Origin of the sequence: Micromonospora sp. WMMD882 (assembly GCF_027497255.1) — a bacterium.
Lineage (GTDB): Bacteria > Actinomycetota > Actinomycetes > Mycobacteriales > Micromonosporaceae > Micromonospora.
This window is the reverse complement of record NZ_CP114903.1, coordinates 3,890,918-3,914,526: the sequence shown is the minus strand read 5'-3', so window position 1 is coordinate 3,914,526 and position 23,609 is coordinate 3,890,918. Positions and strand designations below refer to the sequence as shown.

Genomic DNA, 23,609 nt, shown 5'->3' with positions numbered 1-23,609 from the left:
CCGTCATTCACAGGCAGACGTCAGGATCGAGGACGGTGAGGGCGATGTCTGGAAACGGCAACGTCGACCAACCCACGCGGGAGTACCCGGAGCTTCCGGCCGGGGCCACCCCGCCCGGTCCGCCACCCCCGCCGACCGGCGCCGGGCCTGACGACCGGCCCGTCGACCGGCCCGTCGACCGGCCCGTCGACCGGCCCGTCGGCGGCGCGCGTGGCGGCGGGGCGGCGCGCGGGTTGCTGCTGGTGCTCGGGGCCGCCGCGCTGGCCGTGGTGGTGCTGCTCGGCACCCAGGTGGCCGGGCTCTGGCCGAGCTGGCGCAACCCGTTCGCCGAGGAGCAGACCGACCGCAGCGGGCCGCCGCTGCTGAAGTCCATCCAGGATCTCAGCCGGTACGTGGCCGCCGAGGGCAACTTCCAGGTGGTCGTCGACCTCCAGACCGACCGCCGGTACGTGCCGGACTTCCTGCTCAACGAGCGCACGCTGTTCGTCGGGGCGGGCAGCGTCGAGGCGTACGTGGACTTCTCGAAGATCTCCGAGGGGGCGGTGGTCACCTCGGCCGACAAGAAGTCCGTCGAGGTGAAGCTGCCCGCGCCGCAGCTCGGCGAGACCAACCTGGACCTGGAGTCCAGCTACGTCTTCGCCGAGCGGCGCGGCCTGCTAAACCGGCTCGGTGACGTCTTCGCCGACGACCCGAACCGGCAGCGCGAGGTCTACCGGCTGGCCGAGGAGAAGATCACCGCCGCCGCGCGGGACAGCGGCCTCGGTGACCGGGCCCAGGCGAACACCCGCAAGATGCTGGAGGGGCTGCTCCGCTCGCTGGGCTACGAGACGGTGACCGTCACCTACACGAGCCCCTGACCTGCCCGACGCCCGCCGGCGGACGTGTCCGCCGGCGGGCGTCGGCGCACGGGCGGACGGTCAGTAGCGGGGGGCGGCGTAGCGGTCCTCGTTGGGCATCAGGACCCAGAGCACCAGGTAGACGATCACCTGGGTGCCGGGCAGCAGCAGGGACAGCAGGAACAGCAGTCGGACGAAACCGGCAGACCTGCCGAACCGCTGCGCGAGACCGGCGCAGACACCGGCGAGCATGCGCCCCTGACGGGGCCGGACCAGTTTGCGACTCATCGTCGTGTACTCCCACTTCTGCGGCGCTTTGCCGCCTCGGTAATCCACGGTAGGAACCGCCTGCCACCTCGCCCTCGGCCCTGAGGCGGATCGACGACCGGCGTACCCGTAGGTGCTTACCCCGGGCGGCGCCCGGCGACGCGTGACGACAGCGGCCGGCGTCGCTGGTGTGCCCGTCCGCCGGCCGGGGAACCCCCTGGTCAGCCCCGGGTAGGCTCGCCTCGGTTGCCGCGCCCCCACCCGGGGCGGGGTCAGGGACGACTCCGCCCGACACCCCGGGCGGCGGGCGAGGAAGTGCGGACATGATCAGCGTTTTCGACCTCTTCAGCGTGGGCGTCGGGCCGTCCAGCTCGCACACCGTCGGACCGATGCGGGCCGCGCGGACCTTCGTCGGCGGGCTCAAGGCCGACGGGCTGCTCGCCGACGTCACCCGGGTCCGGGCCGAGCTGTTCGGGTCGCTCGGCGCGACCGGGCACGGGCACGGCAGCGACCGGGCGGTGCTGCTCGGCCTGCTCGGCGAGGCCCCCGAGACCGTCGACACGGACACCGCCGCCGACCGGGTGGCCCGGATCCGCGCCGACCGCCGGCTGGCCCTGCTCGACGTGCACGGCATCGACTTCGACCCGGACGACGACCTCGTGCTGCACCGGCGACGGTCGCTGCCGTACCACCCGAACGGGATGACCTTCACCGCGTACGGCGCGGACGGCGGGGAGCTGCGCGCCCGCACCTACTACTCGGTGGGCGGCGGGTTCGTGGTGGACGAGGCGGCGGCCGGGGCGGACCGGATCCGGCCGGACACCACCGAGGTACGCCATCCGTTCTCCACCGGAGCGGAGCTGCTCGCGGTCACCACGTCCACCGGCCTGTCGATCAGCGAGGTCATGCTCGCCAACGAGCGCTCCTGGCGTACCGGGGCGGAGGTCCGGGCCGGGCTGCTGGAGATCTGGCGGGCGATGCGGGAGTGCGTGGCGCGCGGCTGCGAGCGCGACGGCGTGCTGCCGGGCGGGCTGAAGGTCCGGCGGCGCGCGGCCGAGCTGCGGCGCGGCCTGGAAGCGGACGCCGGCAGCGCCGACCCGCTGCGGGTGATGGACTGGGTGACGCTGTTCGCGCTCGCGGTGAACGAGGAGAACGCGGCCGGCGGTCGGGTGGTCACCGCCCCCACCAACGGGGCCGCCGGCATCGTCCCGGCGGTGCTGCACTACTACACCCGGTTCGTGCCGGACGCCGACGAGGCGGGCGTGGTGCGGTTCCTGCTGGCGGCCGGCGCGATCGGCGTGCTGTTCAAGGAGAACGCGTCGATCTCCGGGGCGGAGGTCGGCTGCCAGGGCGAGGTCGGGTCGGCCTGCTCGATGGCGGCGGCCGGGCTGGCCGAGGCGCTGGGCGGGACGCCCGCGCAGGTGGAGAACGCCGCCGAGATCGGCATGGAGCACAACCTGGGCCTGACCTGTGACCCGGTCGGGGGTCTGGTGCAGATCCCCTGCATCGAACGGAACGCGGTGGCTAGCATCAAGGCGATCACTGCTGCCCGGCTCGCGCTGCGCGGCGACGGCGTGCACGCGGTCTCCCTGGACAAGGTGATCAAGACGATGCGGGAGACCGGCGCCGACATGAAGGTCAAGTACAAGGAGACGGCACGCGGGGGGCTCGCGGTCAACGTGATCGAGTGCTGAGCCCGGCCGACCGGGCGCCCGCGTAACGGCCGGTCGGCGGGGCCGCGCCGGGGCGGGAGGCGACGGTGGCTACAGGTGTCGCGGCCCTGTGGTCACACCGCAACTCCCTGCGCATCCTGGTCCGCCGCGACCTGGCGGTGAAGTACCAGCAGTCGGCGCTCGGCTACCTGTGGTCGCTGATCGAGCCGCTGGGCATGGGCGCGATCTACTACTTCGTGTTCGGCGTGCTCTACGCCCGCGACACCGGCCGGCACCTGGGCGAGGCGGCCGGGTCGTACCCGCTGTTCCTGGTGGCGGGGATCTTCGCCTGGCAGTGGGCCGCCTCGGCGATCACCGAGGCGACCAACGCGCTGACCGGCCAGGCCCGGCTGATCACCGTGCTGAACGTGCCCCGGCAGATCTTCCCCGTCGGCCGGGTGACCGGCCGCTTCGCCGAGTACCTCGCCGGCCTGCCGATCCTGCTCGGCGTCGCGGCGCTGTACGCGGCGCGCGGCCGGATCCACCCCGGCCTGTCGTTGCTGGCCCTGCCGTTGGCCGTGCTGACCCAGGGCGTCCTGCTGGTCGGGGTGGCGCTGCTGCTCTCCGCGCTGAACGTGCTCATGCGGGACATCGAACGGGTGCTGCGGCTGGTCGTCCGGGTGCTGTTCTACGCCACGCCGATCATCTACCCGTTGAGCCTGGTGCGGGACTCCGGGCTGCCCGGCTGGGTGAAGGTCGGCTACGAGCTGAACCCGCTGGTCGGGATCGTGCAGTTGCACCACGCCGCCTGGTACCCGGACGAGTTCCCGGGCCCCCGGCTGCTGCTCACCGCGGTCGCCGGCAGCCTGCTGGTGCTCGTCGTCGGCTGGACGGCGTTCCGCCGGCTCGAACCCGCGGTGCTCAAGGAGCTGTGAGCCGTGCCGCCGATGATCGAGGCCGACGGGCTGGGCATCCGCTTCGTCCGTAACCGGCGGCGGCAGCTCCGCCTGCGGGAGCTGGTCATCCACCGGCGGGACCGGCGGGCGGCGAGCGGCCGGTTCTGGCCGCTGCGGGACGTGTCGTTCACCGTCGCCGCCGGGGAACGGGTGGGCGTGATCGGCCGCAACGGCAGCGGCAAGAGCACCCTGCTGCGGCTGATCGCCGGGGTGCTGATCCCCGACGAGGGACGGGTCCGGGTGCGCGGCGACGTGGCCCCGCTGCTGGAGCTCAGCGCCGGATTCGCGGGCGACCTGACCGGCCGGGAGAACCTGCACCTCGTCGGTGGCCTGCACGGGTTGTCCCGGGTTTACCTCAGACGACACTTCGATGACATCATCTCCTTCGCTGGCGAGCAGGTCGAGCGGGCCGTCGACACCCCGGTACGGCACTACTCCTCCGGGATGAAGATCCGGCTCGGCTTCGCGATCATCTCCCGGCTGCCGCACCCGGTCCTGCTGATGGACGAGGTGACGGCGGTCGGGGACGCGGAGTTCCGCGCGAAGTGCTACGCCACGATCGACCGACTGCTCGCGGAGGGGCGCACCTTGGTGCTGGTGTCACACAACGAGAAGGACCTGACCCGGTTCTGCCGTCGGGGTCTCTACCTCGACGGCGGCCGGTTGACCGTCGACGGGACCCTCGACGAGGCGCTCGCCGCATACCACCGGTCGGTCGCCCGGTGAGCTCGCCCGCATCCGGGGCGCTGGCGGTCGTGCTCGCCGCCGGTGACCCGGCCACGCCGCTGCCCGACGACGCCGTCACCCACCTGACCGACCAGTGGCGGGCCGCCGGCGCGGCCGACGTGCGGGTCGCCGCCGACCTGTCCGAACTGGCCACGCTGGCCGGGCAGGCGACCGGGCCGGTGCTGCTGTCCGGGCCGGACCTGGTGGCGCACGCCACCGTGCTGCGGCACCTGGCCACCCACCCGGCCGCCGGCACGGTCGCGCTGGTGCTGGCCGACCCGCCGGCCCCCGGGCACGCCGCCGTGCGGGAGGACCGTGGCCAGGTGGTCGCCGCCGGCCCCGCCGACACGCTGCCCGGGGCCACCGGCGGCTTCGGCGGCGCGCTGCGGGTCGCCGCCGCCGACGTGCCCGCGCTCGCCGCCGCCGCCCGGGCCGCCGCCCGGACCCCCTCCGTCACGCCGGCCCGCCCCGGCCCCGCCGTCACGGCGGACGGGCCGGGCGGTGTCACCCCGTCGGGCGGGGCGGGGGTGGACCGGGTGGTCGCCGAGCTCACCGCCGGGGGGACGCTCACCTTCGCCCACCGGGTACGCCTGCTCGTCGCGCGTCGGGTCGTCGACCCGACCGGGCTGGCCGCCGCCCGCGCAGAACTGGCCGGGGTGGACGAGGACGCCGCCGCGCTGCGGTTGGCGGTGAAGGAACGGGACGACTTCTTCACCACGTACTTCGTCTCCACCTGGTCGCCGTACGTGACGAAGGCGTGTGCCCGGCTCGGGTTGACGCCGACCGGCGTCACCATGATCTCGGTGTTGTTCGCGGCGGTCGCGGCGGTGCTGTTCGGCGTCGCCGAGCGGTGGTCGCTGGTGACCGGCGGCGTGCTGCTCTACCTGGGCTTCGTGCTGGACTGCGTGGACGGGCAACTGGCCCGCTACACCCGCGAGTTCAGCCCGTGGGGCGGCTGGCTGGACACCATGGCCGACCGGGCCAAGGAGTACCTGGTATACGCCGGCCTCGGGTTCGGGGTGGCGCACGCCGGGCTGGGCGACGGCTGGGCGCTGGCGATCGCCGCGATGGTCCTGCAGACCGTCCGGCACCACACCGACGCCTGGTACGGGGTGCTGCACGACGAGGCGGCCCGCCGCCCGAAGGCCGCCACCCCCGGCGGCGGCCTCGGCGACAGGCTGAACGCCGCGTCGAACCGGGTGCAGGCGGACACCGGCTCGGTGTCGTACTGGCTGAAGCGGACCGTGGTGTTCCCGATCGGGGAACGCTGGGCGCTGATCGCGCTCACCGCCGCGCTGTTCGACCCGCTGGTCAGCCTGGTGGCGGTGCTGGTCTGGGGCGGGTTGGCGTTCGCGTACACCGGCGCGCTGCGTACCCTGCGGGCCCGGTTCCTGCGGGTGCCGGCGCTCGGCACGGTCGACGCCGGCCTGCACCGCGACGACGGCCCGCTGCTGCGTCGGCTCGGCGGGCGGCTGCCGGCGCAGTTGCCGCTCGCGGCGTTGGCCGCCCTGGCCGCGTTCGCGCTGCTCGGGGCGGCGCTGGCCGGCTGGGACGGGGCACGCTGGGCGGCCGCGCCGGCCCTGCTGGGGCTGCTCGCCGCCGGGCTGGCCGCCCGGGGCCGGGCCGAGGGGGCGCTGGACTGGCTGGTGCCGGCCGCGCTGCGGGCCGCCGAGTACGTCTTCGCGGTCGCCGTCGGGGTGGCCGGGGACGTGCCGCCGCCGCTGGTCTTCGGGTACCTGTTCGGGCTCACCCTGCTGCACTACGACCTGGTGGCGCGGCTGGAGAAGCGGCAGGCCGCCCCGCCGTGGCGGGACCTGACGCTCGGCTGGGAGGGGCGGTCGGCCCTGTTGACCGTGGCGCTGATCGCCGGGTTCGCGTGGCTCGGAATGGCTACACTGACCGCGTACCTTTTTGTGGTTTTTGTGTGGAGAGTGATCGCCACCTGGGTGGTCCGGCCGGCCGGCGCGGCGCGGTAGGGCGGCGACGCTCGCCCGGGTGACCGTGGGGGCCGGCGGATGACGCTGATCAGCTTCGTCGTACCGGTCCACCGGGTGCAGGGCTACCTGCGTGAATGCCTGGACTCGTTGCTCGGGCAGGCGTTCGACGACGTCGAGGTGATCGCCGTCGACGACTGCTCCCCGGACGCCAGCTCGGAGATCCTCACCGGGTACGCCGGCCGGGACCCCCGGGTCCGGGTGGTCCGGCTGACCGGCAACGTCGGCCTCGGTCCGGCCCGCAACGTCGGGCTGGACCGGGCCACCGGCGAGTACGTCTGGTTCGTCGACGGCGACGACTGGCTCGTCCCGGACCGCCTGCCGGTGATCGCCCGGCGGCTGCGCGCCACCCGCCCCGACGTGCTGCTGGTCGACCACGTACGGGTGCGCTGGGACCATACCGCCACCCGTAGCGCGTGGCGGGACATCTTCCCGGAACCGGTCGGGGCGGAGACCTTCCGGCTGCGGGACCGGCCGGAGGTGGTCGGGCTGCTGCACACCGCCTGGAACAAGCTCATCCGCCGGGAGTTCCTGCTCGACCTGGGGCTACGCTTCGCCCCCGGCTGGTACGAGGACGTGTCGTTCACCTACCCGGCGCTGCTGGCCGCCGAGCGGATCGGCCTGCTGGACCTGGTCTGCGTCAACTACCGGCAGCGGCGGGCCGGGGCGATCACCCGCACCACCGCCGACCGGCACTTCGACGTGTTCGACCAGTGGGACCGGGTGTTCCGGTTCCTCACCGCGCACGGCGACACCGTCGGGGGGCGGGAGCTGCGCCCGGTGCTGTTCGAGCGGATGATCTGGCACTACCTGGCGGTGCTCGGCAACGGGCAGCGGATCGCCCCGGAGCTGCGGGCGGCGTTCTTCGACCGGATCACCGCCGACCACGCCCGGTGGCGGCCAGCGGAGGGCCACCGTACGCCGGGCGGGGCCGAGGGGCTCAAACACCGGCTGGTGGCGGCCGGCCGGTGGCGGGCGTTCAGCGCGTTGCGCGCCGCCCGCCAGGCCGGCACGACCGCCCGTACGGCGCTGCGGCAGGCGGGCCGGCGGGGCGGCCTGGCACTGCGGGGTACGGCCGGGCTGGGCCGCGCCGCCGCGCTACGCGCCTTCTACCAGGCGGAGCTGCGTCGGCCGGTCGACCCGACGTTGGCCGTGTACGCCGCGTACTGGTACCGGGGGTACGCCTGCAACCCGGCTGCGATCCACGCCGCGGCCCGCCGACTGGCCCCGCACGTACGCGGGATCTGGGTGGTCCGTCGGGACCGGGTGGACGCCCTGCCGCCCGGCGTGGAGTACGTGGTGGCCGGCACCCGGGCGTACTTCCGGGCGCTGGCCCGGGCCCGCTGGCTGGTCAACAACGTCAACTTCCCGGACTACGTGCGCAAACGCCCCGGCAGCGTGCACCTGCAGACGCACCACGGCACGCCGGTCAAGGTGATGGGGCTGGACCAGCAGCGGTACCCGGCCGGCGCGCCGGGCATGGACTTCGCCAGGCTGCTGCGCCGGATCGACAGGTGGGACTACAGCGTCTCGGCGAACAGCTTCTCCACCCAGATGTGGGAGCGGGCGTATCCGGCCTCGTACACCACCCTGGAGGTCGGTTATCCGCGCAACGACCGGCTGGTGACCGCCACCGCCGGGGAGGTCGCCGAGGTGCGGGCCGCGCTGGGCGTCGCCCCCGGCGCGCGGGTGGTGCTCTACGCCCCCACCCACCGCGAGCACCTGCCCGGCTACCGGCCCCCGTTCGACCCGGGGCGGCTGCTCGACGTGCTCGGCCCGACCGGGCGGCTGCTGGTGCGCAGCCACTACCTGCACGACCGGGAGCCGGACGGAACCGGTTGGCCGGTCGGGGACCCACGGGTCGTCGACGTCAGCGACCACGCCCCGGTCGAGGACCTCTACCTGGCCGCCGACGTCCTGGTGACCGACTACTCGTCGGCGATGTTCGACTACGCCGTGCTGGACCGGCCGATCGTGCTGTACGTGCCGGACTGGGCGGCGTACCGGTTGACCCGGGGGGTGTACTTCGACGTCACCGCGCAGCCGCCGGGGCCGGTGGCGGTCACCTTCGCCGACCTGCTGGACGTGTTCGTCTCGGGGGCGGTGACCTCGGCCGACGCCGAGCGGGACCGGCAGCGGTTCCGGGCCCGGTTCTGCCTCTGGGAGGACGGCCACGCCGCCGAGCGGGTGGTCCGCCGGGTCTTCCTCGACCAGTCGAAGTGACCGTAGGTGAGCGCGCTCGAACGCTGCGGAATCGGGGGCATTTAATAGGCCTGTTACGAGCAGAACATGGCACGTTTACCCGATGTCCCCGGCCGATGATGCTGGCCACAGTCATTTGCGTTGTCGCCCGGCGAGGTACGGGGAGGTGCGGTGTCCACCGTCGCGTTGAAGGATGTCTCCAAGGTGTTCCCGGACGGAACGCTCGCGGTTGACAACATCAACCTCGACGTCAACGACGGCGAGTTCATGGTCCTGCTCGGGCCGTCCGGCTGCGGGAAGTCGACCGTGCTGCGGATGGTCGCCGGTCTGGAGGACCCGACCAGCGGCGCGGTGATGCTCGACGGCGAGTTCGCCAACGACCTGCCGCCACGGGACCGCCGGATCGCCATGGTCTTCCAGGACTTCGCGCTCTACCCGCACATGACCGTCGGCGACAACATCGCGTTCCCGCTGAAGCTGGCCGGGGTGGAGCAGCCGCCGCGCGACGAGCGGGTGGCCGGGGTGGCCAGCGCGCTGGGCATCGGGGACGTGCTGGGCCGCCGGCCGAGCCAGCTCTCCGGTGGCCAGCGGCAGCGGGTCGCGATGGGCCGGGCCATCGTCCGGCGACCCGGCCTCTTCCTGATGGACGAGCCGTTGTCGAACCTGGACAGCGGGCTCCGCGCCGAGCTGCGCGCGGAGATCTCCGCGCTGACCCGGGAGCTGGGCGTCACCACCATCTACGTGACGCACGACCAGGCCGAGGCGCTGACCATGGCCGACCGGGTCGCGATCATGCGCAAGGGCGTGCTCCAGGACGTCGGCACCCCCACCCAGGTGTACGGACGTCCGGCCACCCTCTACGTCGCCGCGTTCCTGGGCAGCCCCCGGATGAACCTGCTGGAGGCGTCGGTCTACGTCCACCTCGACCGCTATGTCGCGCTGAACCTCGGTGAGCAGTCGCTCTACCTGCCGTGGGACGACATCCGCAGCCGGACGGTCGCCCACTACCACGGCGAGCGGATCGTGGTCGGGATGCGGGCCGAGGCGCTCACCCCGGTCGCCCCGGACGCGCCGGGCGACATCCTCCAGGGCCGGATCCGGTACCTGGAGCACCACGGCCACGAGTCGCTGGCCTTCCTGGACGTCGGCGCGACCGCCGTGGTGGTGGACGAGCTGGGCGGCAAGGCCGGCGAGTCCGGTTCGGTCGGGCGTGGCCTGCGCCGCGGCCTCGGGCAGGTGGTGCAGCGACTCACCGGCCGGTCGACTGAGCCGACGGAGCCGGAGGCCCGCGACGACGGTCGGACGAGCGTGCTCGGCGATCCGGGCCGGCACCACCGCCGGCCGGCGGAGCTGGCGGTCCGGCTGGCCCCGTATCCGGCGGTCACCGCAGGCCAGCCGCTGGCCGTCTCGGTACGGATGGACGCCGTGCACTTCTTCGACGAGCGCGGTGACCGGATCGACGTGGGCTGGCGCTGAGCGGGCCGTGCGCTGAGCGGGCCCGGACCGGCTGTCCTCCGCCGTCGTGGTGACCCGCCGTCGTGGTGACCCGCCGTCGTGGTGACCCGCCGTCGTGGTGACCCGCCGTCATGCCCGACGACGTGTCCCCGGCGCGGCGCGGCCTGCTCCGCCGGATTGTCGCGGTGAGTAGTTCCAGGGCTAGGTGAAGCACTGCCCTCCGGAGGCTTTGCTCTGCACCCATCGGCGCGACGGAGACCCGGCGTAAGGGGCGACCGACCGAGTCGAAGGGCAGGCAACCGCGAAGAGCCTGGTGGATAGGGGGTGTCGCGGATGCGGGTGCAGAGCAAAGGAAGAAAAAGACTCACCGGGAGGTCCCGTCAGGATCACTCGTGGTGAACAGGGCTGTCGGGATGCAGGCGATTACTGATAGCGACGGATTCCTTCGGTGGCCCCTTGGTCGGCCAGTTGCCGGTTGACCGGCGGGGCCGATTGTTCAACGTCGCGTCGGTTGTTCCGTTGGTTACCGGCTAGTAACGTGTGGGCATGTCCATCGACACGCGCCAGGTGGCCGCCGGTCTGCTCGCGGCGGTTCCGTTCGCCCGTACGCTCGATCTCGAGGTCGTCGAGGTCGCGCCGGAAGACGACGGCGGGGTCCGCGCGGCGCTCCGGCTGCCCGACACCCCGGCGACCCACAACCATGTCGGCGGCCCGCACGCCGGCGCGATGTTCACCCTGGGGGAGAGCGCCTCCGGCGCGGTGGTGCTGGCCGTCTTCGGGCACCTGCTCGACCGGGCGACGCCGCTGGCCGTGCACGCCGAGATCGGCTACCGCAAGCTGGCGATGGGCCCGGTGACCGCCACCGCCCGCCTCGGCCGCCCACCCGCCGAGGTGGCCGCCGAGCTGGAGTCCGGGCGGCGTCCGGAGTTCCCGGTGGCCGTCGAGATCGCCACCGCCGACGGCGTCGTCACCGCCACCATGACCGTGCGCTGGACGTTGCGCCCGCACGGCTGACCGGCGCACGAATCGCGTTTGCCCGGGTGGCCCGCTGGTTAGATTGATGCCGTGCTGGGCCTACCTGATCACGTGACCGCCTGTCTCTTCGATCTGGACGGCGTGCTGACGCAGACCGCCCAGGTGCACAACGCCGCCTGGACCGAGACCTTCGACGCGTTCCTGCGGGCCCGGGCCACCGCGACCGGTGAGCCGTACCGGCCCTTCGACCCGGGCGACGACTACAACAGGTACGTCGACGGCCGCCCCCGGGCGGACGGGGTACGCACCTTCCTCGCCTCCCGCGGCATCGCGCTGCCCGACGGGGAGCCGGACGACCCGCCCGGCGCGGAGACCGTGCACGGCATCGGCAACCGCAAGAACGTCGTCCTGCTGGAACGGCTGCGCACCGGCGGGGTGGAGGTCTACCCCGGCTCGGTCGCCTACCTGGAGGCGGCGTCCGCCGCCGGGCTGCGTCGGGCCGTGGTCACCGCCAGCGCCAACGGCCGCGAGGTGGTCGCCGCCGGTGGCCTGGAGCCGCTGCTGGAAGCCCGGGTCGACGGCCTGGTCGCCCGCGCCGAAGGGCTCCGTGGCAAACCACACCCGGACACCTTCCTCGCCGGGGCGCGACTGCTCGGCGTGGTGCCCGCGCAGGCGGTGGTGTTCGAGGACGCGCTGGCCGGGGTGGCTGCCGGCCGGGCCGGCGGGTTCGGCTACGTGGTCGGCGTGGACCGGGTCGGGCAGGCCGACGAGCTGCTCGCCCAGGGCGCCGACATCGTGGTGCGCGACCTCGGCGACCTGCTCAGCGGCGGGCTGGGCGGATGATCCGGGAACGGACCTTCCCGGTCGAGCCGTGGCACGTCCGGGAGGTGCGGCTCGACCTGGACATCCTCGCCCAGTCGGAGTCGCTGTTCGCGCTCTCCAACGGCCACATCGGGCTGCGCGGCAACCTGGACGAGGGCGAGCCGCACGGCCTGCCCGGCACCTACCTCAACTCGTTCTACGAGCTGCGTCCCCTGCCGTACGCCGAGGCCGGCTTCGGTTTCCCCGAGTCCGGGCAGACCGTCGTCAACGTCACCAACGGCAAGCTGATCCGGCTCATGATCGACGACGAGCCGCTCGACGTCCGGTACGGCGAGGTCCTCGACCACGAACGGGTCCTCGACCTGCGCGCCGGCACCCTGCACCGCACCCTGCACTGGCGGTCCCCCGCCGGCCGAGAGGTCAAGGTGCGCAGCACCCGGCTGGTGTCGTTCCGGCAGCGGTCGGTCGCCGCCATCGACTACGAGGTCGAGGCGGTGGACGGCCCGATCCGGGTGATCCTCCAGTCCGAGCTGGTGGCCAACGAGAGCCTGCCGGCGCAGAGCCGGGACCCCCGGGTCGCCGCGGTGCTGGAATCCCCGCTGCTCGCCGAGGAACAGCTCACCCGGGACAACGGCGGCCTGCTGATCCACCGTACGAAGGTCAGCGGCCTGCGGGTCGCCGCCGCCATGGACCACCAGGTGCGCGGCCCGGCGCGCACCACCGTCGGCACCGAGGGGTACGACGACTGGGTCCGCACCACCGTCGGCTGTGTGCTGGAGCCGGGGCAGAAGCTGCACGTGGTCAAGCTGCTCACGTACGGCTGGTCGAGCCGGCGGTCCCTGCCGGCCCTGCGCGACCAGGTCGGCGCGGCCCTGGCGGCGGCCAAACTGGACGGCTGGGAGGGCCTGCGCCGCGAGCAGCGGGAGTACCTGGACGAATTCTGGGAAGCCGCCGACGTACGCGTCGAGGGCGACCCGGAGGTGCAGCAGGCGGTACGGTTCGGGCTGTTCCACGTGTTGCAGGCCGGCGCCCGCGCCGAGCGTCGACCGATCGCCGCCAAGGGGCTGACCGGCCCCGGCTACGACGGGCACGCGTTCTGGGACACCGAGATGTTCGTGCTGCCGGTGCTCACGTACACCCAGCCGAGCGCGGTGCGGGACGCCCTGCACTGGCGGCACTCCACGCTTGAGCAGGCCCGCGAGCGGGCCCGGACGTTGAACCTGGCCGGCGCGGCCTTCCCCTGGCGCACCATCGAGGGCCCGGAGTCGTCGGCGTACTGGCCGGCCGGCACGGCGGCCTTCCACATCGCCGCCGACGTCGCCGACGCGCTGCGCAGGTACGTGCTGGTCACCGGGGACACCGAGCTGGAGCAGGCGATCGGGCTGGAGCTGCTGGTCGAGACGGCCCGGCTGTGGCGTTCGCTCGGGCACCACGACCGGCACGGCGAGTTCCACATCGACGGGGTCACCGGGCCGGACGAGTACACCGCCGTCAAGAACGACAACATCTACACCAACCTGATGGCCCAGCGGAACCTGCTGGCCGCCGCCGACGTAGCGATGCGCTACCGCGACCAGGCGTTCCGGCTCGGGGTGACCGAGGAGGAGGCGGCGGCCTGGCGGGACGCCGCGCACGCCATGCACGTCCCGTACGACGACGAGGTCGACGTGCACGAGCAGGTCGAGGGGTTCACCCGGCTGGAGGAGTGGGACTTCGAGCAGACCCCGCCGGACAAGTACCCGCTGCTGCTGCACTACCCGTACTTCGACCTGTACCGCAAGCAGGTGGTGAAGCAGGCCGACCTGGTGCTGGCGATGCACTGGCGCGGCGACGCGTTCACCCCGGCCGAGAAGATCCGCAACTTTCTCTACTACGAGCGGCGGACCGTCCGGGACTCGTCCCTGTCGGCCTGCACCCAGGCGGTGCTGGCCGCCGAGGTGGGCCACCCCGAGCTGGCGCACAGCTACCTGCGCGAGGCCGCGCTGATGGACCTGCACGACCTCAACGAGAACACCCGCGACGGCGTGCACATGGCCTCGCTGGCCGGGGCGTGGATCGCGCTGGTCGCCGGGTTCGGCGGCCTACGCGACCACGAGGGCCTGCTCACCTTCTGCCCCCGGCTGTCCAGCCGGCTCGGTCGGCTGGAGTTCACGGTGCAGTGGCGGCAGCTCCGGCTGCGGGTGGACATCCGGCCGCACCAGACGACGTACTCGCTGCGGCACGGCGGCCCGGACACCGTCCTGGAGCTGCTGCACCACGGCGAGCCGGTCCGGGTGACCTGCGTCCAGCCGGTCACCATGCCGGTGCCGCCGCCCCGGCCGTCCGGTCCGCCGCCGACGCAGCCTCCCGGCCGCGCCCCGCTCCGCCAGGCCGACCAGATCCGCGAGTGAGCGCCGACGCCCGGAGGCCGGGGCCGGCGCCCGCCGCGGGTCAGCGGTGCCGCTCCGGGCGGCCGGTGGTCGACGGACGGCCGGCGGCGTCGTGCGGGGCCATCGCGCGTGGGTCGTCGGCCGTCCGCGCCTGAGCCGCCTCGTCCGCCCAGTCCTGGCCGCGTCGGACGTCCTCGCGCGGTCGCTGTTCTTCGTCACGCTTCCGGGGCTGCTGGTCCATGACGATTCTCCCGTCGTCGTCCGTGGCGGATGAGCGCCGTCGGTCTTCCGCCGTCGGTCTCCCGCCGCCGTCGGTCTCCCGCCGTCGGTTTCCCGCCTGTCGGGGGGATCACCTGGCGCGCCGGTCAGCGGGACGGCTACCCGGCATCATCCAGGGCAAACCCACCCGGGTCGCTCCGGAAAGGCGACCGGCTCCCAGCGGCGCGGGCTCCGGCGGCGGCTGTCCGCAGGGTTCGGCGGCGGCTGTCCGAGGTGTTCGGTGGCGGTTGTCCGAGGGCCGAGGTACGACTGTCGGCCGGCGCGCCGGGTACTCCCACCGACGACCGACGACCGACGAGTTGATCCACCGGCGACCCGTCGGTGGGCGTACCGGCGACCTGTCGGCGGACGGTAGGGCGGGAGGAACAGCGAGATGACCGTGGACGTGCGGACGACCGAGGTGACCATTCCCGCCGCCGGTGTCGAACTCGCCGCCGACCTGCGGGTACCCGCCGAAACGGCCGGGACCGTGCTGTTCGCCCACGGCAGCGGTTCCTCCCGGCACAGCCCGCGCAACCTGGCGGTGGCCCGCGCGCTCAACGACCGGGGACTCGCCACCGTCCTGATCGACCTGCTGACCAGCGACGAGGAGCAGGTGGACGAGCGGACGGCGGAACTCCGGTTCGACATCGGCCTGCTCGGTGACCGGTTGGCCGCGATCGTCGACTGGCTGGCCGTCGAGCCGACGCTCGGGCGGCTGCCGATCGGACTGTTCGGGGCGAGCACGGGAGCGGCGGGAGCGCTCGTCGCGGCGGCGGCCCGACCGGAACGGGTACGGGCGGTGGTGTCCCGGGGCGGCCGTCCGGACCTGGCCGGCGCGGCCCTGTCCCGGGTACGCGCGCCCAGCCTGCTGCTGGTCGGTGGCCTGGACGAGCAGGTGATCGCGCTGAACGAGACCGCCATGTCCCCCCTTGACGGGGTTGGGGAGCTGCGGGTGGTGCCCGGCGCGACGCACCTGTTCGAGGAGCCGGGCACCCTGGCGCAGGTCGCCGACGAGGCCGCCGCCTGGTTCACCACCCACCTGCGACCCTGACGCGCCCCGCCCCCCACCCCGCCCCGCACGCCACCCCGCCCTGCCCTGCCCTGCACGCCCCCCCACCCCACCCCGTCCCGCCCTGCCCCGACACGCCACTCCGTCCCGCCGTGCCGCCCGCCATCTCGGTGATGTTGTGGGGTCCCGACACCAGGACACCCCCACATCGCGGAACTGGGCGCGGGTGGCGGCGGCGGCCCGGGGCGGCCCGGGGTGGGCCGGGGTGGGCCGGGGACGGCGACTGGACGGCTCGGGGCGGTCAAGGGGTGGTGGGGGGCGGGAGGTCGGCGCGGCGGTGGCGCAGGATGGTGTCCACCACCCGGTACGCGACAGCGGTGATCGGCACCGCCACGAACGCGCCAGCGATCCCGGCGACCAGCGCGCCGGCGGTCACCGCCACCAGGATCACCGCCGGGTGCAGGCGTACCTGACGCTTCATGATCAGCGGCTCCAGGAGGTTGCCCTCGGTCTGTTGCACCGCGATCACCGCCGCGAGGACGAGCAGCGCGGTGCCGGGACCGTTCGCGGCGAGCGCCACCAGGACCGCGATCGCGCCGGCCACGGTCGCCCCGATGATCGGGATGAACGCGCCGATGAACGTGATCAGCGCCAGCGGGAACGCCAGTGGCACCCCGAGCAGGACCAGCGCCAGACCGATCCCGACCGCGTCGATCGCCGCGATCATCACGGTCCCCCGGCTGTACGCGCCGAGGGTCCGCCAGCCGGCCCGGCCCGCGTCGTGGGCGATCGCGCGGTTCCGCTCGGAGACCCGGCCGACCACCCACCACCACATCGGTCGGCCGTCCTTGAGCAGGAAGAACAGCAGTACGAGGGCGAGCAGCACCGACCCGGTCGCCTCGACGGCGGTACGGGCGCCGGACACCGGGTCGGGGGAGTTGGAGCTGAGCCCGCGCTGTGCCTGCCGGATCAACCGGTCGAGTTGGGTGTCGCTGACCGGCAGGGTGGAGGTGACGAAGTCCCGGGCGCGCGAGACGCCCTGGTCGACCTCCTGCGCCAGCTCGCCGAACTGGTCGGCGGTCAGGCTCCAGACCAGCGCGACCGAGCCGAAGAGGAACCCGAGCAGCAGCAGCACGGTGAGCAGCGCGGCGAGCGAGCCGGGCAGCCGCAGCCGGCGCAGCAGCCGGGTCACCGGGTCGAGCAGCGCGGCGAGGAAGAGGGTGGCGGCCAGCGCGATCGCCAGCGGAGCCAGCATCACCGCGATCCGGCCGAGCAGGTACAGCGCCAGGACGACCACCACCAGGCAGGCGCTCCACACCACCACCGAACGCGCCAGCCAGGGCAGCCGGTCCCAGGTGCCCCGCAGGCCGCCCGATGCTGCCCCCCGGTCGGCGGCACGCCCGTCGTCGTCCTCGATCACGTGGACCCTCCTCGATCTCGCCGCCCGGGTACCCGTAACCGGGCGACCCGACACCCTGCCCGGCCCGGGCGACCCGACACCCGGCCTCCCGGCCGGGTGTCGTGTTTGCCCCATCGTGCCGGGGGAAGGCAGAGGCGGACCGACGAACAGGGGAGAACCTCGTGAGCGACTTCATGGACAAGGCCAAGAATTTCGCCGACCAGCACGACAAGCAGGTCGACCAGGGGCTGGAGAAGGCCGGCGACCAGATCGACGAGCGCACCGGCGGCAAGCACGGCAAGCAGATCGACCAGGGCGTCGACCAGGCGCAGCGGCGTACCGGCGAAGGCGACCAGGTGCGCTGACTTCAGGTTCGGTCACCGGGGGCTCTGGTCAGGATCGACCTCTCTCGCTACTATCCGCAATCAGGGCATGACTCGACGTCGAGTCGTGGGCGGCGGACGTGGCGACCGCACCGGCTGTGGGAGCCGACGAGAGGACGGTCCGGTGACCGAGACGAGCGCGCAGCGCTATCCGTTCAGCATCCCCGACCGGCTCGAACTCGATCCGCGGCTGGCCGAGCTGCGGCGCGACGAGCCGCTGGTCCGCGTCCGGCTGCCGTACGGTGAGCCGGCCTGGCTGGCCACCCGGCACGCCGACGTGCGGACGGTGCTCGGGGACCCGCGGTTCAGCCGGGCCGCCGCGGCCGGTCGTGACGAGCCCCGCAACGTGCCCGACCAGCGGGAGACCGGCATCCTCGGGATGGATCCGCCCGAGCACACCCGGTTGCGCCGGGTGGTGGCCAGGGCGTTCACCGCGCGCCGGGTCGAGGAGCTGCGACCGGGCACCCGTCGGATCGCCGACGAGCTGGTCGACGGCATGCTCGCCGCCGGCGCCCCCGCCGACCTGGTCGCCCACCTGGCCACCCCGCTGCCGATCCGGGTCATCTGCGACCTGCTGGGCGTGCCGGTAGCCGACCAGGACGACTTCCACGCCTGGTCCGAGGCGATCGTCTCGACCACCTCGCTGCGCCCCGACCAGGTCCGGGAGTATCTGGACAATCTGCGCGCGTACATGGCCGGACTGGTCGCCCAGCGGCGTAGCGCCCCCACCGACGACCTGATCGGCGCGATGGTCCGGGTCCGGGACACCGACGCCGAACGGCTCAGCGAGGACGAGCTGGTCGGGCTCGCCGCCGGGCTGCTGGCAGCCGGCCACGAGACCACGGTGAACCAGATTCCGAACCTGGTGTACGTGCTGCTCACCGAGCCGGAGCAGTGGGCGCGGCTACGGGCCGAGCCGGAACTCGTGCCGAACGCCGTCGAGGAGCTGCTGCGTTTCGTCCCGCTCGGCACGACCGCGGGTTTTCCCCGGTACGCCACCGAGGACGTGGAGCTGGGTGGGGTGCTCGTCCGGGCCGGTGAGCCGGTGCTCGTCTCGATCCCCTCGGCCAACCGCGACGAGCGGGTCTTCGTCGAACCGGACCGGGTCGATCTGGCCCGGCAGGTCAACCCGCATCTCGCCTTCGGGCACGGCGTCCACCACTGTGTCGGGGCGCAGCTCGCCCGGATGGAGCTCCAGGTCGTCCTGAGCGCCCTGCTCGACCGGACGCCGGAGCTGCGGCTCGCCGTGCCCGAGTCGGAACTGACCTGGAAGACCGGTCTGCTGGTGCGCGGCCTGACCAGCCTGCCGGTGAGCTGGTGAGCGAAAGGAGACCCCTGTGAACTCGGCGTGGCGGGTGACCGTCGACCCCACCCGGTGCATCGGATCCGGCATCTGCACGGGCGCGGCACCGGAGCACTTCGTCCTCGTTGACGGCCTGTCCTGTCCCCGGGAGGAGCTGATCGAACCGGCCGACGCCGTGATCGACGCGGCGGAGTCCTGCCCGGTGGAGGCCATCCGGGTCGCCGACGCGGTGAGCGAACGGCGGATCGCCCCCGAACTCTGACCCCCGCCCGAACTCTGGCCCCCGCCGAACTGACGCCGTGCCGTCCCCCGGGGCGACACGGCGGCACAGCGTCAGCGCTGCTTCTCCCGCAGCTCCGCCACGGTGGTCGGGCGACCGCTGAACGCGTCCCGCAGCCGGTCCACCAGACCGGTGCCCGGGGCGAGGTGCGGGAAGTTACGGATGTCGAACCGGTACCTCCGGCCGCCGCGCCGACCCCCCACGGCCGCCCGATCTTCCGGGAAGTGGAGCTGAGAAGGAAGCCCGGGGCCGCCGGTGACGGTTGGGCGGGTCCTGGCCGGGTAAGCGCCGCCGTGACCGCGTCCCGCCCGTACCCCCGCTCGGGGACCGACCGCACCGGCCGAGGTCGGAATGCCCGCACCGGCCAGGGGCGCTCCCGGCGGCCCTTCATCCGGTGGGCCCGGCACCAGTTGGCGCGGAGTCGCTACCAGGGCAGCCGGGCGGCGCGGTTGCGCCGCCGACAACTGCAGATCATCGCGCTGATCGCCACCCAGGCCGGGGCGGCGGCGGCGCTGGCGTGGTGGCTGTCGGCGAACGTGCTCGGCAACCCGAACCCGGTCTTCGCCCCCACGGCGGCGGTGGGCACCATCGCGGCGGCGATCGGCCAGCGCACCCGCCGCACGCTCGAACTGCTGATCGGGGTCGCGCTCGGCATCGTCATCGGTGACATCCTGATCTACCTGGTGGGCGCGGGAACCTGGCAGACCGGCTTCATCGTGGGCGCGGCCATCTTCATCGCGCTGGTCTTCGCCGGCCGCGGGGGCACGGTGGTCAGCCACGTCGGCGGTACGGCGGTGCTGATCGCCACCCTCTCCTCCAGCCAACGTGATCTCGAACTGCCCCGGATCGTGGACGCCTCGGTCGGTTCCCTCGTCGGGATGGTCGTGGTGGCGCTGCTGCTGCCCCTCAACCCGCACTGGATCCTGAACCGCGCGGCGGAGCCGGTCTTCGAGCTCTTCGTCGGCCAGCTCCGCAACCTGGCGTCCGCCCTGGCAAAAGGTGACCCGGACCGGGCCCGCGCGGTGCAGGACCGACTGCGCGCCATGGGGCCGGACCGGGAGCGGTTGCGGGAGGCGCTCAGCGGCGCCGAGGAGGTGGTGCGGATCTCGCCGGCGCGCTGGCACCGCCGGCAGGAGTACGAACGGTACGCCGTCGGCGTCAAGCACATGAACCGGATGATCGACACCTGCACCGACCTGGCGCGACGCAGCGCCACCCTGCTGGAGTACGGCGAACCCGTACCACGCGAGTTGTCGGCGGCCGTCGGGGAGCTGGCCGACGCGGTCGAACAGCTCCGCCGGGAGAGCCGGCGCCAACGTCCGCACGGTGAGACCCGGAAAGGCGCGTTGGCGGCGGCGTCGACGGCCGGTCGGGCGCGGCAGCACCCGCTCCGACCGTTCGGCGAGGCGGTACTCACCCAGATCCGGGCCGCCGCGAGCGACCTGGTCCGGGCCACCGGGGTGCGCCCGGCGGAGGCGAACCGCCTGGTACGGCGGGAGGTGCTACGCGCGGTGCACGCCGACCGGTCCCCGGACGTCGACCCGTCCCAGGACGACGACGTCTCATCCCCGGACGAAGGCTCGTACCAGGACGACGACTCGTCCCCGGGCTCGACCCGGGAGGACGACTCGTACCGTGACCCGGCCGAGGAGAGCGACTCGCCGCCGGGCTCGGCCCGGGGCGGGTGAGGGTGGTCGGGCCGGCCGCCCGGTGGGGCGACCGGCCCGGGGCGTCCGGTCAGGAGCTGTAGCCACGTTCGGCGATCCAGTGCGCCAGCCGGTCGGTGCTCATCCAGTACTCGCCGACCGGGTCGGCCGGGTCCGCGATCCGCACGGTGTCGCCACCGTCGCGGTAGGCGACCACGGTCAGGTAGTGCCCACCCGGGTACGAGTGCTGCCGCCCGACGCTGTCCACCGCGCTGCCCATGATGTTGGCCACCACCGGGTCTCCGGCGTCCAGCGCGTCGACCACGTCGGCGCGTAGCCGCTCGATCTGCTCGGGCCGGGCCGCCGGGCCCCGGATCTCCGTGGTCCGGTAACCGCCGCCGGTCAGCTCGTTGAGCACCCGGGTGATGTCCTCGGCGGAGGCGGTGCCGGCCTGCGTGGTGCCGAGCTTCGCGGCCAGCTCGTCCTGGCTGATCAGCTTGCCGTCGGCGGACAGGGCGATCCGGGTGGCCGCCGGACCGCAGTAGTAGAAGTTGGGCTGTGCCTGGTACGCGACGGGCACCGTACGCTCCCGGCGCTGGTCCCGGTCGTCCCGCCGGTCACCGCGGTCCCGGCTGTCGTCACGGTCGGTCGAAAGGGTGGGGCGCTGCCCGGCCACCGGCCCGTTCCCGGTCGGCCCGGCCAGGGCCGACCCGGCCGCGGCGCCGACCAGGGCCACCAGCCCGGCGGCGACCAGCCCGGCGACGGCGAGCGCACGCTCACGCTCACGCTCACGCAGGATCCAGTTCATGTCGAAGCTCCTTCGGGGGTGACGTCCCTCCGTGTCCGGCCGGAGGTGACGCCGGCACCACGTGGGCGCTCGGCTGTTCATGGAATCCGTCGGCCCTGCTCAGGCCCTACCGCCCGTTCAACGAGCCGCCCCCCGCGCCCATTCCGCCCCTGCGCCTCCCGCCGCCGCGCCCTCTCACCCCCCTGGTCCCTCCCGCCCCCTGGTCCCTCCCGCCCCCCTGGTCCCTCCCGCCTCAAGGTCAACTCGTCATCCCGGATAAGGCGGTATCCGCTGTGCGGGACACCGCCTTTTCAGGGATCTCTCTTCGGGGGCGGAGCGCGCTATCAGGCGACGGCGGCTCGCCCCCGCGCGAATTCGGTACGAACCGGACGCGGCTCGATAACCGGGACGGGCTGGGTGGGGGCGGTCAACGGGAGCAGACTGGTCGGCTCGGGCACCCGCTCGGCAGCGGCGCGCATCTCGTCCCGCAGGCTCCTGGCCGAGGCGGCGGCCAACTCGGCGGCCAGCCACGCGGCCTGCTCCCGGTCGGCGGCGGCGCGGTGCCGGGCGAGCAGATGGTCCCGGACGGCCCGACGCAGCACCATCTCCTGCTCGACCGGGTGGCGACGCGGATCCCAGCCGGCGCGCTGCGCGAGCACGTCGTCGAGCTGCGTGCGGGACAGCTCGTCACGCTCGTACGCGGCTGAGGCGGCCCGGTGCAGCCAACGTTCCCGGTCGGCGTACTCGGCGGGGGTCTGCGGCGTACGGGGCAGTGGCAGGGCGGCAGCGGCGGTCAGCCGGCGCAGATCCTCCTCGCCGGCCTGGTACGCCTGCCAGGCGGCCTCGACCTCGTCCTGGGCGGCGAGCCACTCGGCCCGGCGGCGCTCCGCGGTGGTCGCGGCCCGGTCGGCGGCGACGCCGATCTCCGTCAGGTAGCGGTCGAGATCCCGCTGCTCCTGTGTCGCCTCCACCTCCGGTTCGGCGGGCAGGACCGCCTGCCGGATCCGGTCACCGACCCGGAAGCGGTCCGGTCGGACGATCAGCATGCTGACGGCGGCCACGATCAGGCCGAGGAGGATCAGCCAGATGACAGCGGCTCGGGGAACGTCGATCAGGACGGAGGAGAGAACGGTCTGCATCATCACCAGCACCTCGTGACGAGGATGGACGGGACGGGGCTTAACTGGTTGCCGCGCGGGGTCGGAGCCTGACCTGCTCGGCGACCGGTGTCGGTCGGCCGCGCCACGAACCGCCGGCACGGGCGAGCGACGAAACTCGTCCGCGGACCGACAACCGGTCGACCGGCTGTCGACCGGGGACCGCCTGTCGACCGAGGCCTGGAGCGCCGGGGACCGGAGCGCCGGGGCGCGGCAGCCGGTCGGACAGTCGAGGCGACGGTCGAACGACCGACCCACGCGGTGATCCGGCGGCCGGGCGACGTAGTGGCCGAACGACCAGGGTCAGCGCGGTGATCCGGCAGCCGGGCGGCGCAGTGGCCGAACGACCAGGGTCAGCGCGACGGCCGACGGCCCGGGTGGCGCGACCGTCGATCGGCCGACCAGCGGCCAGGCAGTCGGTCAGCGGACAGAAAGCCGACCAGCGGCCAGGTAGTCGGCCAGAGAGCCGGTCAGCGGCCAGAAGGTCGGTCAGCCGACGGTCAGTCGTGGGGCGGACGCCTGCGGATCAGCCGAGGGGTGGACCGCGCCGGCCCAGCGGACCGTGGCCGGGAGCGACGGCCGGCGGCACGACCCGGGCCAGCGCGGGCACGACGACCGACCGGGCGACAGCGGCCGACCCGGCGGCGGGCACACCTGGCGGCTGCTCGGCGGACCCGGGGTGCGCGCCGACCGGCCGGACGGCGGTCTGCGGCAGACGTGGCACGCTGGTCGGCGTCGGCTGTGCCCCGGGCGCGACCGAAGTGGACGGCACGCCGGTAGTAGCCGGAATGGCGGCTGTAGTGGCCGGAGCGGCTGTGGCGGCCGTCGCGCCGCCGAGGGTCAGCGCGAAGACCAGTGTGGCGATCGCCAGCCGGGAAAGGACGCGTAGCGCGCGCAGCACCGTCGGCCCCAACGGACGGACGAAGGCTGACGGCTGCACCGTTCCAACCTAACCCGTGAGCGGTGTGGCCGCCTCCCCGCAGCACTGGTGTGACCGGTGCCACCGTGTCCTTCGGACCGGCGGCGTCGACGATCGGCGGGATCGGCATCGACGTCGGGCGGCGGTCGCCGCGCCACCGGCGCGGACCCGACCACTGTGGACCCGGGCCCGAGGGGTGACCAGGCCAGGG

General features: G+C 73.7%; 22 protein-coding genes. 15 read left to right on the top strand and 7 right to left on the bottom strand.

The genetic code is table 11. The annotated features are described in order from the left end of the window. Positions 1-44 precede the first annotated feature (44 nt). Positions 45-857, top strand: coding sequence for a DUF4230 domain-containing protein (locus O7606_RS16355; RefSeq protein WP_281594894.1), 813 nt, complete (start codon positions 45-47; stop codon positions 855-857). A gap of 60 nt (positions 858-917) precedes the next feature. Here O7606_RS16355 and O7606_RS16350 read toward each other — a convergent pair whose 3' ends face one another. Next, complete coding sequence (locus O7606_RS16350) at positions 918-1,124, bottom strand: PspC domain-containing protein (RefSeq protein ID WP_281594893.1); 207 nt, start codon at positions 1,122-1,124, stop codon at positions 918-920. Positions 1,125-1,426: 302 nt separating this feature from the next. Between O7606_RS16350 and O7606_RS16345 the strand changes: the two genes are divergently transcribed. From O7606_RS16345 to O7606_RS16305, 9 genes are all read left to right on the top strand, one after another. Further along, positions 1,427-2,797 (top strand): L-serine ammonia-lyase, encoded by a 1,371-nt coding sequence (locus O7606_RS16345; RefSeq protein WP_281594892.1) that lies wholly within the window; start codon positions 1,427-1,429, stop codon positions 2,795-2,797. Positions 2,798-2,862: 65 nt separating this feature from the next. Continuing rightward, positions 2,863-3,690 (top strand): ABC transporter permease, encoded by an 828-nt coding sequence (locus tag O7606_RS16340; protein ID WP_281594891.1) that lies wholly within the window; start codon positions 2,863-2,865, stop codon positions 3,688-3,690. 12 nt (positions 3,691-3,702) lie between these two features. After that, positions 3,703-4,437 carry an ABC transporter ATP-binding protein gene (locus O7606_RS16335; RefSeq protein ID WP_281599709.1) on the top strand — a complete coding sequence of 245 codons (735 nt, stop codon included), beginning with the start codon at positions 3,703-3,705 and terminating at the stop codon, positions 4,435-4,437. Between the two features lie 59 nt (positions 4,438-4,496). After that, positions 4,497-6,413, top strand: a complete 1,917-nt coding sequence (locus O7606_RS16330) for a DUF5941 domain-containing protein (RefSeq protein ID WP_281599707.1) — start codon at positions 4,497-4,499, stop codon at positions 6,411-6,413. Positions 6,414-6,452: 39 nt separating this feature from the next. After that, positions 6,453-8,654, top strand: a complete 2,202-nt coding sequence (locus O7606_RS16325; protein WP_281594890.1) for a bifunctional glycosyltransferase family 2 protein/CDP-glycerol:glycerophosphate glycerophosphotransferase — start codon at positions 6,453-6,455, stop codon at positions 8,652-8,654. Positions 8,655-8,804: 150 nt separating this feature from the next. Continuing rightward, on the top strand, positions 8,805-10,109 hold the full coding sequence (locus O7606_RS16320; RefSeq protein ID WP_281594889.1) for an ABC transporter ATP-binding protein: 1,305 nt from the start codon (positions 8,805-8,807) through the stop codon (positions 10,107-10,109). A gap of 525 nt (positions 10,110-10,634) precedes the next feature. After that, positions 10,635-11,102 (top strand): DUF4442 domain-containing protein, encoded by a 468-nt coding sequence (locus O7606_RS16315; RefSeq protein ID WP_281594888.1) that lies wholly within the window; start codon positions 10,635-10,637, stop codon positions 11,100-11,102. A gap of 51 nt (positions 11,103-11,153) precedes the next feature. Then, complete coding sequence (locus tag O7606_RS16310; RefSeq protein WP_281594887.1) at positions 11,154-11,906, top strand: beta-phosphoglucomutase family hydrolase; 753 nt, start codon at positions 11,154-11,156, stop codon at positions 11,904-11,906. Further along, a complete protein-coding gene (locus O7606_RS16305) occupies positions 11,903-14,275 on the top strand; it encodes a glycosyl hydrolase family 65 protein (RefSeq protein ID WP_281594886.1) in 2,373 nt (790 codons plus the stop codon). Before O7606_RS16310 ends, O7606_RS16305 begins: the two co-directional genes overlap by 4 nt. A gap of 40 nt (positions 14,276-14,315) precedes the next feature. On the opposite strand, the gene O7606_RS16300 is transcribed toward O7606_RS16305, so the two are convergent. Continuing rightward, on the bottom strand, positions 14,316-14,495 hold the full coding sequence (locus O7606_RS16300) for a hypothetical protein (RefSeq protein ID WP_281594885.1): 180 nt from the start codon (positions 14,493-14,495) through the stop codon (positions 14,316-14,318). Between the two features lie 417 nt (positions 14,496-14,912). On the opposite strand from O7606_RS16300, the gene O7606_RS16295 reads away from it, so the two are divergent. Next, positions 14,913-15,566 (top strand): alpha/beta fold hydrolase, encoded by a 654-nt coding sequence (locus O7606_RS16295; protein WP_281599706.1) that lies wholly within the window; start codon positions 14,913-14,915, stop codon positions 15,564-15,566. A 259-nt stretch (positions 15,567-15,825) separates the two neighbouring features. Here O7606_RS16295 and O7606_RS16290 read toward each other — a convergent pair whose 3' ends face one another. Then, on the bottom strand, positions 15,826-16,944 hold the full coding sequence (locus O7606_RS16290) for an AI-2E family transporter (protein WP_281594884.1): 1,119 nt from the start codon (positions 16,942-16,944) through the stop codon (positions 15,826-15,828). A gap of 161 nt (positions 16,945-17,105) precedes the next feature. Between O7606_RS16290 and O7606_RS16285 the strand changes: the two genes are divergently transcribed. The 3 genes from O7606_RS16285 to O7606_RS16275 all read left to right on the top strand — a co-directional run bounded on the left by O7606_RS16285 (position 17,106) and on the right by O7606_RS16275 (position 18,871). After that, positions 17,106-17,288: an antitoxin gene (locus tag O7606_RS16285; RefSeq protein WP_281594883.1), complete on the top strand. Its 183-nt coding sequence runs from the start codon at positions 17,106-17,108 to the stop codon at positions 17,286-17,288. Between the two features lie 142 nt (positions 17,289-17,430). Beyond that, positions 17,431-18,627, top strand: coding sequence for a cytochrome P450 (locus O7606_RS16280; protein ID WP_281594882.1), 1,197 nt, complete (start codon positions 17,431-17,433; stop codon positions 18,625-18,627). A 16-nt stretch (positions 18,628-18,643) separates the two neighbouring features. Next, positions 18,644-18,871, top strand: a complete 228-nt coding sequence (locus O7606_RS16275) for a ferredoxin (RefSeq protein WP_281594881.1) — start codon at positions 18,644-18,646, stop codon at positions 18,869-18,871. Positions 18,872-18,942: 71 nt separating this feature from the next. Here O7606_RS16275 and O7606_RS16270 read toward each other — a convergent pair whose 3' ends face one another. Continuing rightward, complete coding sequence (locus tag O7606_RS16270) at positions 18,943-19,092, bottom strand: hypothetical protein (protein WP_281594880.1); 150 nt, start codon at positions 19,090-19,092, stop codon at positions 18,943-18,945. Between the two features lie 207 nt (positions 19,093-19,299). On the opposite strand from O7606_RS16270, the gene O7606_RS16265 reads away from it, so the two are divergent. After that, positions 19,300-20,577, top strand: a complete 1,278-nt coding sequence (locus tag O7606_RS16265) for an FUSC family protein (protein ID WP_281594879.1) — start codon at positions 19,300-19,302, stop codon at positions 20,575-20,577. A 49-nt stretch (positions 20,578-20,626) separates the two neighbouring features. Here O7606_RS16265 and O7606_RS16260 read toward each other — a convergent pair whose 3' ends face one another. The 3 genes from O7606_RS16260 to O7606_RS16250 all read right to left on the bottom strand — a co-directional run bounded on the left by O7606_RS16260 (position 20,627) and on the right by O7606_RS16250 (position 23,419). Continuing rightward, a complete protein-coding gene (locus O7606_RS16260) occupies positions 20,627-21,343 on the bottom strand; it encodes a C39 family peptidase (RefSeq protein ID WP_281594878.1) in 717 nt (238 codons plus the stop codon). A 323-nt stretch (positions 21,344-21,666) separates the two neighbouring features. After that, the gene (locus tag O7606_RS16255) at positions 21,667-22,464 is read right to left on the bottom strand and encodes a hypothetical protein (RefSeq protein ID WP_281594877.1); all 798 of its coding nucleotides are present in this window, start codon (positions 22,462-22,464) and stop codon (positions 21,667-21,669) included. Positions 22,465-23,005: 541 nt separating this feature from the next. Next, positions 23,006-23,419: a hypothetical protein gene (locus O7606_RS16250; protein ID WP_281594876.1), complete on the bottom strand. Its 414-nt coding sequence runs from the start codon at positions 23,417-23,419 to the stop codon at positions 23,006-23,008. Positions 23,420-23,609 lie beyond the last annotated feature (190 nt).